Source organism: Halomonas caseinilytica (genome assembly GCF_001662285.1).
Lineage (GTDB): Bacteria > Pseudomonadota > Gammaproteobacteria > Pseudomonadales > Halomonadaceae > Halomonas > Halomonas caseinilytica.
Window position 1 is genome coordinate 1 of record NZ_BDEO01000014.1, and the last position, 12,882, is coordinate 12,882.

A 12,882-nucleotide genomic window follows, 5' to 3' on the forward strand; every position below is an offset into this window, starting at 1 on the left:
CGGTGGCCGGATTGACGGTGGTGAAGGTCTCGCCGCCGATGGCCGCGACGAAGGCATCGTCGATATAGGCACGGGTCTCGAGACCCTGCTCGACCAGCGTGGCGGCCAGCGCCCGCCAGTCGGCATGGGTTTCGGGGGACTCGGTGGCGAGAATCGAGGATTGAGCGGTCATGCGGTTGGCTCCTCTTGCATGTGCGGGGCGTGCGTCAGTCGGCGAGCCGTCTCGTCCAGGGCCCGTCGGGCCAGTTCCACCAGTTCGTCGATTTCCTCGCGACGAATCACCAAGGGTGGCGCAATGATCATGGTATCGCCCACGGAACGCATCACCAGACCACTGGCGAAGCACAGGTCACGACACAGGTTGCCGGCGCCCAGCGACTTGTCGAAGCGCTGCCCGGTCGTCTTGTCGGCAACCAGCTCCAGGGCGGCCATCAGTCCCAGGGAACGCGCCTCGCCGACGATCGGATGATCGGCCAGGCTGGCCCAGCGTTCGGCCAGATAGGGGCCAAGATCCTCGCGCACCCGATCCACCACGCCCTCGGCTTCGAGCAGTTCCAGGTTCTTGAGCGCCACGGCGGCACAGGTCGGATGCCCTGAATAGGTAAAACCATGGAAGAACTCGCCGCCTTCTTCGACCAGCGTCTCGGCGACACGATCCCCGACCAGCACGCCACCGATCGGCAGATAGCCGGATGAAAGCCCCTTGGCGATCGGCATCAGATCGGGCTCGAGACCGTAGTGCTGGCTGCCGAACCACTCGCCGAGTCGCCCGAAACCGCAGATCACCTCGTCGACGACCAGCAGGATGTCGTATTTCGCCAGCACTTTCTTGACGGCCGGCCAGTAGCTCTCCGGCGGCATGATGGCGCCCCCGGCCCCCTGAACGGGCTCGGCGATGAAGGCCGCCACCCGGTATTCGCCAAGCTCGAGAATCTTGGCTTCCAACGCGGCGGCGCACTCCCGGCCGAACGCTTCCGGCGACATGCCCTGCCCTTCACCAAACCAGTAGGGCTGACGGATATGGGCAATACCGGGAACGCAGGGGCCGCCCTGAGCATGCATCGGCGCCATGCCGCCCAGACTCATGCCAGCCAGGGTGGAACCGTGATAGCCATTCTCGCGACCGATGATCCACTGCTTGTCGGGCCGACCTTTCAAGGCCCAGTAACGGCGCACCATGCGCAGCACGGTATCGTTGGCCTCGGAGCCGGAACCGGTGAAGAACACCTGGTTGATGTGCGACGGCGCCAGTTTGCACAGCTTCTCGGCCAAGCGCACCGCAGGGGGGTGCGTGGTCTTGAAGAAGGTGTTGTAGTACGGCAGTTGCTCGAGCTGCGCCGTTGCCGCTTCAACCAGCTCGCGGCGTCCGTAACCGAGATTCACGCACCACAGCCCCGCCATGCCGTCGAGAATGCGGTTGCCCTCGCTGTCACGGAGGTAGACGCCCTCGGCATGGGTCACGACACGACTGCCTTCTTCGCCCAGTGCCTTGAAATCGGTGAAGGGATGCAGGTGATGGGTGCGATCCAGGGCCTGATAGTCTTGGGTTTGCATGATGTTGTTCTCCATTCACAAGGGGCTCGCAAAGCACTCAGGCCGTTACCGCCGCTACCTGTCTGTGGTACGCCTCACAGGCCCCGGCGAAGCCGCGGAAGATGGCGTCGTAGAGCGGGTGTTCCCGAGGCTGCCACTCGGGATGCCACTGCACCGCCAGGGTGAACCCCTCGGCCTGGGTCACCGACACCGCCTCGACCAGCCCATCGGGGGCCACGGCCTCGGTCGTGAGGCCATCGGCGAGCCTGTCGATCCCTTGCTGGTGCAGCGAATTGACGCGTGACCGCCCTTCTTCGAACAGCCGCGACAGGACACCACCCGGCCGGATTTCCAGATCATGCACGGGCGCATAGCGTGTCGCCTTGTCGCCTTCGGGCTCCCGGTGGTCGAGCTTGCCGGGCTGGTTTTGCACCGCCTGATACAGGCTGCCGCCGAGCGCCACGTTGATCTCCTGGAACCCGCGGCAGATACCCAGCAGGGGCAACCTGCGCGCCAGCGCCACCGATACCAGCGCCAGGGCAAGCGCGTCGCGGTCGAGATCCGCTCGGGTATTCTCCGGCGCCCGCTCGGCCCCGTAGCGCTGTGGTTCGACATTGGTATGACTACCAGTCAACACCAGGCCGTCGAGCCGCTCGGTCAGGGCCTCGACCTCCGCCGGCGCGATGTCTTCCCAGACCGGCAGCATCACCGGCGCGAGCCCATAGTCACGCAGGGCGCTCAGATACTTGTCGGTGACCATGTGTGACGGATGGCCCTCCACCTCACGGCGGCAGGCGATGACACCCACCAGGGGTCGAGTCGGCATGGCAGCCTCCTTGATCGAATCGAGATCACGCTTGTTATGTTTTAATCAACATACACAGGTTGAATAATCTTGCCAACTCTCGTCAGGACGAACACCCAACCTCTTAACATAACTAATTGATATTAATCATAAATACAGAAAAAACGGAGAAGCTATTGCCAGGCATCCGCGAGATGTCGTAAAAAATTTGACAACACGAAGAGTTGATTCAAAGATGACAGCATCATCAACAATCCGATTCCAACAGGTGCCACATGTCACCCAATCCCGTCGATGAGGCCCGAGCCTTTCTCGAGCGCCACCCCGACATCGTCAGCATCGATCTGCTGATCAGCGACCTCAACGGCGTACTGCGCGGCAAGCGCATTCCCCGGGACAACCTCGAGAAGGTCTATCGCGACGGCGTCAACCTGCCTGCCTCGGTGTTCGCCCTGGACATTCACGGCAATACCGTGGAGGAAACCGGTCTGGGGCTCGACAGCGGCGATGGGGACCGAGTCTGCCATCCGGTGCCGGGCACCCTGATGCCGAGTCCCTGGCTGCGCGACGGCCGGCAGGCCCAGTTGCTGATGACCATGACCGAGCCCGACGGCGCGCCCTTCTTCGCGGATCCCCGCCAGGTGCTCGCCCGCGTGCTGGAGCGCTTCCGGCGTGTCGGGCTGACACCGGTCGTGGCGGTGGAGCTGGAGTTCTACCTCGTCGATCGCCAGCGCAACGCGCTGGGCATGATCCAGCCGCCGCTGTCACCGAGCAGCGGAGAGCGCGCCACCCAGAGCCAGCTCTACTCGATCAACGAACTCGACGAATACGCGGACTTCCTCGAAGCGATCCACAGCGCCGCCGAACGCCAGGAGCTGCCGCTGGACACGGCCCTGAAGGAGTGTGCGCCGGGACAGTTCGAGATCAACCTGCTCCACTGCGACAACGCCCTGACGGCCTGCGACAGCGCCGTTCTGCTCAAGCGCCTGATCAAGGGCGTGGCCCTCCAGCATGGTTTCGATGCCACCTTCATGGCCAAGCCCTACGGTAACGAAGCCGGCAGCGGCACCCATGTACACATCAGCCTGCTCGACGACAACGGTCGCAACGTCTTTTCCGCCGAGGACGGGGCACCCCTGGGCACTCCCGAGCTACAGCGCGCGGTGGCCGGCCTGCTCGAGACCATGCCGGCCTCGATGGGGCTGCTCGCTCCCAACCTGAATTCCTTCAAGCGTTTCCAGCCCGGCCTCTACGTGCCCATGGCGCCGACCTGGGGCTACGACAATCGCTCGGTGGCAGTGCGCATCCCTTCCGGCGACAACCGGGCGAGGCGCATCGAACATCGTGTTGCCGGGGCTGACGTCAATCCGTACCTGTTGGTGGCTACCCTGCTCGCCGCCATTGATCACGGCCTTCACCATCACCTGACGCCGCCGCCGGCGATCACCGGCAATGCCTATGACCAGGTCGCCCCTACCCTGACCAACAGCTGGCGCCAGGCGCTGGATCTGCTGGAGCGCGATACCACCCTCGCCGAGGCGCTGGGTCCCGACTTCTTGCGGGTCTTCATCGCCAATCGACGCGTCGAGCGGGACCAGACCATGCAGTCCATCAGCAAGCTGGAATACGACTGGTACTTGCGCCACGTCTGATCTTCCCACCCCGGCACTACACCACCTTCCCGGCTGCCCCAGCGGCCGGGCCAGGGCCCGTATGCCCGGATATCCCATTCCATTCATCCACAACAAAGGGACAGGCAAGATGACAACGACAACCTGCATCGTCTCGACAACGGTCAAGCGGCCTGCCTTCCGTACCGAAGGAGGTCGAGCATGAGCCAGTCACCCCATCCTTTCGCTCCCAGCCTGCCGATGCAGCGCGGTACAGGCCGTACCCTGCTGCTGGTCATCGGCATACTGGCCACCGTGACGACCCTGACCCTGACGCACCGCGGCGTCAGCGACTATGGCTGGGTCAGCCTGGTGCCTTCGTTGATCGTGCTGATCGTGGCCATCACCACCCATCGCACCCTTGAGGCCCTGGCGATCGGTGCCATCTGCGGCCTGATCCTGCTGCAGCCCGATGATTTCATCGGCGAGCTGGCCGATATCTCGCTGTCGGTGATGATGAACGAGACCATCGCCTGGCTGATTCTGGTCTGCGGCCTGATGGGCGGCTTCATCGCCATGCTGGAAATATCCGGCTGCACCCTGAGCTTCAGCCATTGCCTGACACGGCTGGTCAAGACCCGTCGGCAGTCGATGCTCAGCACCGCCGCACTGGGTGTGCTGATCTTCATCGACGACTATCTCAACGCTCTGGCCACCTCGGCGGCCATGAAGCGCCTGACCGACCGTTTCGGCGTCTCCCGCGAGAAGCTGGCCTATATCGTCGACTCCACGGCAGCACCGATCTGCATCCTGGTGCCCCTGTCGACCTGGGCGGTGTACTTCGCCGAATTGCTGGAAACCAACGCCGCCACTGACGGTCCCGGCATGTGGCTGTACATCCAGTCGATTCCCTTCATGCTCTATGGCTGGGTGGCCATGGGATTGGTGGTGCTGGTGGCGCTCGGCCTGCTGCCCGACCTGGGACCGATGAAGGCCGCCGAAGCGCGCGCCAAACGCGGGCAACCGATCCCCGACGGCGCTCCGGACAAGCCACTCTCCGACGACGCGGCCCCGAGCGGACGTCCGTGGGTCGGCGTGTTCAACTTCCTCGCCCCCATGGCGGTGCTGATCGGTGCCAGCGCCTATTTCGAGATCGACCTGCTCAAGGGCGTGATCGTCGCCACCCTGTTCACCCTGGTGCTCTATCTCATCCAGCGGCTGGCGACCTTCAATACATTGATGGACGCCATCATGGACGGCTTCCGCACCATGATGTTGCCGTTGGCCATCGTTGCCGTGGGATTCGTGCTGCGCGAGATCAACGACCAGTTGGGCATGACCCCGTTCATGATCGACGCCTTGTCGCCCTATCTGACCAAGGCACTGCTGCCGGCCCTGGTATTCCTGTCCATGGCGGTCGTGGTCTTCGCCACCGGCTCGTCCTGGGGCGTGTTCGTGATCTCGATTCCCATCGTGGTGCCCATGGCCCAGCACCTGGATGCCTCGATGCCCCTGGTGGTCGGCGCCCTGCTCTCGGCCTCGAGCTTCGGCAGCCATGCCTGCTTCTTCTCCGATTCCTCGGTGCTCTCCGCCCAGGGCAGCGGCTGCCTGCCCATGCAGCATGGCCTGACGCAGTTTCCCTACGCCCTGCTCGGCGCCCTGGTGACTGCCGCCGGCTTCCTGGCACTCGGCTTCGCCCTGAGCTGACCTCCTTCGACCACGCCCGGGCCGGGCGTGGTCGACCTCATCCCGCCATCAGCGCCTCGATTCCCTCGACCTCGCCACACCGGTTCAGCGAATAGCCCGGCAACGCCAGAACGGCCTCCTGGAAGGCCTGGCCGGCCAGCACCTCCCGAAAGCTTTCCAGCCTTGGCTCGGCAAGGCTGCGATGATGGCACAGCAGCAGATAATCCTCGCTGGCCAGCGGCACGAAATCGAGCCCGAAACGCCGTGCCGCCGTCTCCACCCCGAATCCCACGTCGGCCATGCCGGCCGCGATGTAGGCGGCCACCGCCGAGTGGGTGTATTCCTCCAGCTCATAGCCACGAATGCGACGGGCCGATAGGCCCTCGGCCCGCAGCAACCCGTCAAGCAAGGCACGCGTACCGGATGCGGACTGACGATTGATGAAACGTGCCTCGCCGCGTGTTAGATCGGCCAGGCCATGGATATCGCAAGGATTTTCCGGCGTGACCATCAACCCCTGGCGGCGGGTGATGAAGCGCAGCACACGATGGCTGCGCGGTTTCAGCAGCGCGCGATAATCACGTGCCAGCCGTTCACCGACCGGCCCCTGGGGCAGGTGAAAGCCGGCCAGGTCACAAGCACCACGATTCAGGGCGACCAGCGCCTCCCGAGGGCTGCAATACTGCAGATCGAGGCGCAGCTCATCGAGAAATTCCGGCAGCAGCTCCACCGCATAACCGTGGCTGGCATGCAAGCGTAATACGGGCTTCACCCCTTCCAACGTCTGCTGGATGGCCAGGTTGAGCTCCGACCCCAGGCTTTCCAGTTGGGGGCCCAAGCGCGCAATCACGCGCTGCTCGGCCCACAGCAATTTCTCGCCGAGCGGCGACAGGCGTGCGCCACGCCCACGCTGCAGCTCGACCAGGCTAATGCCGAAGAATTCCTGCCACTTGCCGAGCAGGTTCCAGGCATGCCGATAGGACACCCCGGCCATTTTCGCCGCCTCGGTCAACTTGCCATGACGATGGACGCCCTCGAGCAACACGAACAGCTGCGGGTCGATCTGATTGCCTGCCTCGTCGCTGAAGTACCAGGCCGGCGTGATGCGTATCCGTTTCATATGAAGCAAGTTTCATATTTTGCAATTGGCATACCAATGCTAGCTTTAAATCAACCGTGACGCACACCGATCCACCATAATATGAAATGGTGTGCCTATATAGACACAACAACGATCAGGTGATGCCCGATGAGCGCTCCCGCCGAGTGGACGCCGCAGCTGATTCAGGCCGAAGTCGATGCCCTGAAGGACAAGCCCGGCGCCCTGCTGCCGATTCTCCATGCGATTCAGGATCGCGTCGGCTTCGTGCCCGACGCCTCCGTACCGATCATCGCCGAATCCCTGGGCCTGACCCGTGCCGAGGTCCATGGCGTGATCAGTTTCTATCATCATTTCCGCACGTCCCGCCCGGGAAGTCATGTGGTCCGTATCTGCCGCGCCGAGGCATGCCAGGCAATGGGGTCCAGAGCGCTGGAAGCCCACGCCAAGGCCAGTCTCGAGATCGACTACCACCAGACCACCCGCGACCGGGAGATCACCCTGGAAGCCGTCTACTGCCTGGGCAATTGTGCCTGTGGTCCCTCGATATGCGTGGACGACCGCGTCCACGGTCGTGTCACCCCGGAAGCCTTCGACCGCCTGGTCGATGACCTGCGCACCACGCCACTGGAGGTGAAATGATGGCTCGCGTCTTCGTTCCCCGTGATACCACGGCACTGGCGATGGGCGCCGACGAGGTGGCCGACCGCTTGATGTCCGAAGCCGAGGCCCGAGGCATCGAGATCGCCCTGACCCGCAACGGCTCGCGCGGCCTGGCCTGGCTGGAGCCTCTGGTCGAGGTCGAGACCGACACCGGCCGAATGGCCTATGGCCCGGTTAGCGTGGAAGACGTGCCGGGGCTTCTCGATGCCGGCTTGCTGGAGGGCGCCACCGACCACCCGCTGGCCCAGGGCCTCACCGAGTCGATTCCCTACCTGGCTGGCCAACAACGCTTGACCTTCGCCCGAATCGGCGTCACCGATCCCCTCTCGCTCGCCGACTATCTGGCACACGATGGCTTCCGTGGCCTGGAAACCGCCCTGACCCTCGACGCCCAGGCCATCGTCGACGAGGTCAAGACATCCGGCTTGCGTGGCCGAGGCGGCGCTGCCTTCCCTACCGGCATCAAGTGGCAGACCGTGCACGATGCCCCGAGCGACCAGAAGTACATCGTCTGCAACGCCGACGAGGGCGACTCGGGCACCTTCGCGGACCGCCTGGTGATGGAATGCGATCCCTACATGCTGATCGAGGGCATGGCCATCGCCGGCCTCGCCGTCGGCGCCACCCAGGGCTACATCTACCTGCGTTCGGAGTACCCCCTGGCGCATCGCATCCTCGATGACGCCATCGCGCGGGCCGAGCAGGCCGGTTACCTGGGGGCCGACATTCGCGGCAGCGGTCGACGCTTCGACCTCGAAGTACGCCTCGGCGCCGGCGCCTATATCTGCGGCGAGGAGACTTCGCTGCTGGAGAGCCTCGAGGGCAAGCGCGGCATGGTTCGCTACAAGCCGCCGCTGCCGGCCATCGAGGGGCTATTCGGACGTCCCACCGTGGTCAACAACGTGCTCTCCCTGGCGGCGATTCCCTATATCCTCGCCCGGGGCGGACAGGCCTACGCTGACTACGGCATGGGCCGCTCGCGCGGCACCCTGGCGCTGCAACTGGCCGGCAACGTCAAGCGCGGCGGCCTGGTCGAACTGGCCTTCGGCACCACCCTTCGCACGCTGATGGAAGACTTCGGCGGCGGCACCTTCAGCGAACGTCCGTTACGTGCAGTACAGGTCGGCGGCCCGTTGTGCGCCTATCTGCCAGAGAGCCAGTGGGACCTGCCACTGGACTACGAGACCTTCGCCGGCGTCGGTGCGGGAGTCGGACACGGCGGCGTGGTGATGTTCGACGACACCGTCGACATGGCCGAACAGGCACGCTTCTCGATGGAATTCTGCAAGGTGGAATCCTGCGGCAAGTGCACCCCCTGTCGCATCGGCTCGACCCGCGGGGTGGAGGTCATCGACCGCATCCTTGCCAACCAGGATCGCGACGCCAACCTCGAGTTGCTCGACGAGCTCTGCGAAACCATGGAAGACGGCTCCCTGTGCGCCATGGGCGGCATGACCCCCTTCCCGGTTAAGAGCGTGATGACCCATTTCCCCGACGACCTGCAGCGTTGAACGCTGAGGGAGAGATCGCCATGATCGGCTATTACGACCCCAACAAGGATTACGGCACCCCCGCCAGGCTGTCAGAGAACCACGTCAGCCTGTCGATCGACGGCGTGGAGATCAGCGTGCCCGAAGGCACCTCAGTGCTGCGGGCGGCGGCACTCGCCGATATCAATATCCCCAAGCTATGTGCCAGCGACAACCTCGAGGCCTTCGGTTCCTGTCGACTGTGCGCGGTACAGGTCGAAGGCAAGCGCGGCTATCCGGCCGCCTGCACCACGCCAGTGGAAGCCGGCATGCAGGTGACCACTCAGAACACCAAGCTGGCGCGGCTGCGCCGCAACGTCATGGAGCTCTACATCTCCGACCACCCGCTGGATTGCCTGACCTGTCCGGCCAACGGTGATTGCGAGCTCCAGGACGTGGCCGGCGCCGTGGGCCTGCGCGAAGTGCGCTACGGCTTCGAAGGCGAGAACCACCTGGCCGCCGAGAAGGACAACTCCAACCCCTACTTCAGCTTCGACCCCAGCAAGTGCATCGTCTGCTCGCGCTGCGTACGCGCCTGCGAAGAAGTCCAGGGTACCTTCGCCCTGACCATCGACGGCCGAGGGTTCGACTCCAAGGTCTCGCCGGGGCAGATGGAAGACTTCATGGACTCCGAGTGCGTCTCCTGCGGCGCCTGCGTCCAGGCCTGCCCGACGGCGACGCTGATGGAGAAGAGCGTGGTCGATCAGGGCGTGCCGGAACACAGCGTGATCACCACCTGTGCCTACTGCGGCGTGGGCTGCTCGTTCAAGGCCGAGATGAAGGGCGATCAACTGGTGCGCATGGTGCCCTACAAGGGCGGTGACGCCAATCATGGCCACTCCTGCGTCAAGGGCCGGTTCGCCTTCGGCTACGCCACCCACCAGGACCGCCTGACCACCCCGATGATCCGCGATTCCATCGACCAGCCCTGGCGCGAAGTCGGCTGGGAGGAAGCCATCAGCTTCGCCGCCGAACGCCTCAAGGCCACCCAGGCAAAATACGGTCGCGAAAGCATCGGCGGGATCACCTCCTCGCGCTGCACCAACGAGGAAACCTACCTGGTGCAGAAGCTGATCCGCGCCGCCTTCGGCAACAACAACACCGACACCTGCGCTCGGGTCTGCCATTCGCCGACCGGCTATGGTCTCAAGACCACCCTCGGCGAATCCGCCGGTACCCAGACCTTTGACTCGGTGATGAAATCCGACGCCATCATCGTCATCGGCGCCAACCCGACCGATGCTCATCCGGTGTTTGCCTCGCTGATGCGTCGCCGGCTGCGCGAAGGCGCCAGCCTGATCGTCGCCGACCCGCGCCACATCGACCTGCTCGACACCCCGCATCGCAGCGATGCCCAGCACCTGCCGCTGCGTCCGGGTACCAACGTGGCGCTGGTCAATGCCCTGGCGCACGTGGTGGTCACGGAGGGTCTCGAAGACCACGACTTCATCGCCAAGCGGTGCGACACCGAGGCCTACCGGGCCTGGCGCGACTTCATCAGCGAGGAGCGCCACTCCCCCGAGGCCGTCGAATCGGTCACCGGCGTATCCGCCGCGGCCGTGCGCCACGCCGCTCGCACCTACGCAAAAGCCCCCAATGGCGCCATCTACTATGGCCTGGGCGTCACCGAGCACAGTCAGGGTTCGACCATGGTGATGGGCATCGCCAACCTCGCCATGGCCACCGGCAACATCGGGCGCGAGGGGGTTGGCGTCAATCCGTTGCGCGGCCAGAACAATGTTCAGGGCTCCTGCGACATGGGTTCCTTCCCCCACGAACTGCCCGGCTATCAGCACGTCGCCGACGCCACGGCCCGCCAACGCTTCGAGGAACTCTGGGGCGTGCCCATCGACGACGAGCCCGGCCTGCGCATCCCCAACATGTTCGACGCGGCCATCGAGGGCAGCTTCAAGGCGCTCTACGTCCAGGGCGAGGACATCGCCCAGTCGGACCCCAACACCCAGCACGTCGAAGCGGCGCTGACCTCGCTGGACTGCCTGATCGTGCAGGACATCTTCCTCAACGAGACCGCCAAGTACGCCCATGTGCTGCTGCCCGGCTCCAGCTTCCTGGAGAAGAACGGCACCTTCACCAACGCCGAGCGACGCATCAACCGGGTACGCAAGGTCATGCCGCCGCGTGCCGGCAAGGAAGACTGGGAGATCACCGTCGAACTGTCCCGGGCTCTGGGCTATCCGATGGACTATCGCCATCCCTCCGAGATCATGGACGAAATCGCCCAGTTGACGCCGACCTTCACCGGTGTCAGCTACGACAAGCTCGAGCGCCTCGGCAGCCTGCAGTGGCCCTGCAACGCTGAACATCCCGAGGGCACGCCGACCATGCACGAGTTCGACTTCCCGATCGGCCTGGGACGCTTCGCGATCACCGAGTACGTGGCCACCGAGGAACGCACCAACCGGCGCTTCCCGTTGCTGCTGACCACGGGGCGCATCCTCTCCCAGTACAATGTCGGCGCCCAGACCCGGCGTACCGACAACCAGGTCTGGCACGACGAGGACGTCCTGGAGATCCATCCGTCCGATGCCGAAATGCGCGGCATCGCCGATGGCGACTGGCTGGGCATCACCAGCCGCTCCGGCCAGACGGTATTGCGTGCCCGCCTCAGCGAGCGCATGCAACCGGGGGTGGTCTACACCACCTTCCACCATCCGGCCAGCGGTGCCAACGTGATCACCACCGACAGCTCCGACTGGGCCACCAACTGCCCCGAGTACAAGGTCACGGCGGTACAGGTGGAAAAGGTCAGCCGTCCCTCGGCCTGGCAGCGGCGCTTCGATGACTTCGATCGCGAACAGCGCCAATTCCTCGAAGCGGCCAGAGAACCCGCGTCGCAGGGAGTGGCACCGTGACGGGTGACATGGAGCGCATGGGTCGGCTGCCGGTCGAAGAACACCGGGAGCCGACCTGGGAAGCCATTGTTCGCGACGACGACCTGACCCTGGAAACGCCCGTGGCGCTGGTCTACAACGGCATCTCCCATGCCGTGATGATGGCCAGCCCCGACGACCTGGAAGACTTCGCCCTCGGCTTCAGCCTGACCGAGGGCATTCTCGAGCATCCTCACGAGCTCTATGACATCGAGATGCACAACGAAGCGGCAGGCGTCGCCATTCATATGGAGATCGCCAGCCAGCGCATGGCGGAACTGCGCCAGCGTCGCCGGAGCCTGTCGGGCAAGACCGGCTGCGGCCTCTGTGGTACCGAATCGCTGGAGCAGGCCATCCGACCGATCCCTTCGGTCATCGCGCCCGATCCGAGCGACAACGCCATCCAGCATGCCTTGGTGCAATTGCGCGAGTACCAGCCGGTCCAGGCCGCTACCGGGTCCAGCCATGGCGCCGCCTGGTGCGACCTGAACGGCGACATCCTCCTCGTCCGCGAGGATGTCGGTCGTCACAATGCGCTGGACAAGCTGATCGGCGCCCTGGCTCGCGAAGCCGTCGACCGCCATGCCGGCTTCGTCCTGGTCTCCAGCCGTGCCAGCTACGAGATGGTGCACAAGTGCGCCAGCGTCGGCCTCGGCGCCCTGGTCGCCGTCTCGGCGGCCACCGATCTGGCAGTGGCACAAGCCGAGACCGCCGGCCTGTTACTGGTCGGATTCGCCCGCCCGGGCCGTCATCTCATCTACCATCGCCCCGCCATCCAGCCATCACCGGCGTCCATGGCCGGTTGAGGACATCGATATGCAGCACGACCAACGCGCCACTCTGATTCACATGGCCAACCAGATTGCCGCCAACCTGCAGAGTTCCGATGACGCCGCAGCGGGCGTGCGCGCTCACCTGGAAAAGTTCTGGGCGCGCAGCATGAAAGAACGCCTGATCGGCTGCCTGGACGACGCCGACTGCGACCTGAGCCCGATCGCCCGGCAAGCCGTCGAACAAATGGCCGAGCAGCGCCGCCAGGCCTCTTGATCGCCCCTTTCCTGGCAGG

At 64.6% G+C, this 12,882-nt stretch carries 10 protein-coding genes; 7 read left to right on the top strand and 3 right to left on the bottom strand.

All coding sequences use genetic code 11. The features are described from left to right. Nucleotides 1-168: 168 nt before the first annotated feature. On the bottom strand, nucleotides 169-1,554 hold the full coding sequence (locus HSDC_RS14425) for an aspartate aminotransferase family protein (protein WP_064700655.1): 1,386 nt from the start codon (nucleotides 1,552-1,554) through the stop codon (nucleotides 169-171). A gap of 37 nt (nucleotides 1,555-1,591) precedes the next feature. Continuing rightward, nucleotides 1,592-2,359 (bottom strand): gamma-glutamyl-gamma-aminobutyrate hydrolase family protein, encoded by a 768-nt coding sequence (locus HSDC_RS14430; protein ID WP_064700656.1) that lies wholly within the window; start codon nucleotides 2,357-2,359, stop codon nucleotides 1,592-1,594. A gap of 254 nt (nucleotides 2,360-2,613) precedes the next feature. Here HSDC_RS14430 and HSDC_RS14435 point away from each other — a divergent pair, with 254 nt between their 5' ends. Beyond that, nucleotides 2,614-3,990 carry a glutamine synthetase family protein gene (locus HSDC_RS14435; RefSeq protein WP_064700657.1) on the top strand — a complete coding sequence of 459 codons (1,377 nt, stop codon included), beginning with the start codon at nucleotides 2,614-2,616 and terminating at the stop codon, nucleotides 3,988-3,990. A gap of 180 nt (nucleotides 3,991-4,170) precedes the next feature. Further along, nucleotides 4,171-5,655, top strand: coding sequence for a Na+/H+ antiporter NhaC family protein (locus HSDC_RS14440; RefSeq protein WP_064700658.1), 1,485 nt, complete (start codon nucleotides 4,171-4,173; stop codon nucleotides 5,653-5,655). A 37-nt stretch (nucleotides 5,656-5,692) separates the two neighbouring features. Here the strand turns inward: HSDC_RS14440 and HSDC_RS14445 are convergent, their stop codons facing one another. Further along, on the bottom strand, nucleotides 5,693-6,754 hold the full coding sequence (locus HSDC_RS14445; RefSeq protein ID WP_064700659.1) for a substrate-binding domain-containing protein: 1,062 nt from the start codon (nucleotides 6,752-6,754) through the stop codon (nucleotides 5,693-5,695). Nucleotides 6,755-6,883: 129 nt separating this feature from the next. On the opposite strand from HSDC_RS14445, the gene HSDC_RS14450 reads away from it, so the two are divergent. Genes HSDC_RS14450 through HSDC_RS14470 form a run of 5 tightly spaced genes read left to right on the top strand, consistent with a single transcriptional unit; the run spans nucleotide 6,884 to nucleotide 12,863 of the window. Next, on the top strand, nucleotides 6,884-7,375 hold the full coding sequence (locus HSDC_RS14450) for a formate dehydrogenase subunit gamma (protein ID WP_064700660.1): 492 nt from the start codon (nucleotides 6,884-6,886) through the stop codon (nucleotides 7,373-7,375). Further along, nucleotides 7,372-8,907 (top strand): formate dehydrogenase beta subunit, encoded by a 1,536-nt coding sequence (locus HSDC_RS14455; protein WP_064700661.1) that lies wholly within the window; start codon nucleotides 7,372-7,374, stop codon nucleotides 8,905-8,907. The genes HSDC_RS14450 and HSDC_RS14455 overlap by 4 nt, the downstream gene beginning before the upstream one ends. A gap of 20 nt (nucleotides 8,908-8,927) precedes the next feature. Further along, complete coding sequence (gene fdhF / locus HSDC_RS14460) at nucleotides 8,928-11,798, top strand: formate dehydrogenase subunit alpha (RefSeq protein WP_064700662.1); 2,871 nt, start codon at nucleotides 8,928-8,930, stop codon at nucleotides 11,796-11,798. Between the two features lie 17 nt (nucleotides 11,799-11,815). Then, nucleotides 11,816-12,622, top strand: a complete 807-nt coding sequence (fdhD, locus tag HSDC_RS14465; protein WP_064700774.1) for a formate dehydrogenase accessory sulfurtransferase FdhD — start codon at nucleotides 11,816-11,818, stop codon at nucleotides 12,620-12,622. Between the two features lie 10 nt (nucleotides 12,623-12,632). Beyond that, nucleotides 12,633-12,863 carry a formate dehydrogenase subunit delta gene (locus HSDC_RS14470; protein ID WP_064700663.1) on the top strand — a complete coding sequence of 77 codons (231 nt, stop codon included), beginning with the start codon at nucleotides 12,633-12,635 and terminating at the stop codon, nucleotides 12,861-12,863. The last annotated feature ends 19 nt before the right edge of the window (nucleotides 12,864-12,882 follow it).

Coding starts and splice junctions, on each gene's coding strand:
- HSDC_RS14425 (WP_064700655.1), bottom strand. CDS start 1,554: ATGCAAACCCAAGACTATCAGGCCCTGGATCGCACCCATCACCTGCAT.
- HSDC_RS14430 (WP_064700656.1), bottom strand. CDS start 2,359: ATGCCGACTCGACCCCTGGTGGGTGTCATCGCCTGCCGCCGTGAGGTG.
- HSDC_RS14435 (WP_064700657.1), top strand. CDS start 2,614: ATGTCACCCAATCCCGTCGATGAGGCCCGAGCCTTTCTCGAGCGCCAC.
- HSDC_RS14440 (WP_064700658.1), top strand. CDS start 4,171: ATGAGCCAGTCACCCCATCCTTTCGCTCCCAGCCTGCCGATGCAGCGC.
- HSDC_RS14445 (WP_064700659.1), bottom strand. CDS start 6,754: ATGAAACGGATACGCATCACGCCGGCCTGGTACTTCAGCGACGAGGCA.
- HSDC_RS14450 (WP_064700660.1), top strand. CDS start 6,884: ATGAGCGCTCCCGCCGAGTGGACGCCGCAGCTGATTCAGGCCGAAGTC.
- HSDC_RS14455 (WP_064700661.1), top strand. CDS start 7,372: ATGATGGCTCGCGTCTTCGTTCCCCGTGATACCACGGCACTGGCGATG.
- fdhF (WP_064700662.1), top strand. CDS start 8,928: ATGATCGGCTATTACGACCCCAACAAGGATTACGGCACCCCCGCCAGG.
- fdhD (WP_064700774.1), top strand. CDS start 11,816: ATGGGTCGGCTGCCGGTCGAAGAACACCGGGAGCCGACCTGGGAAGCC.
- HSDC_RS14470 (WP_064700663.1), top strand. CDS start 12,633: ATGCAGCACGACCAACGCGCCACTCTGATTCACATGGCCAACCAGATT.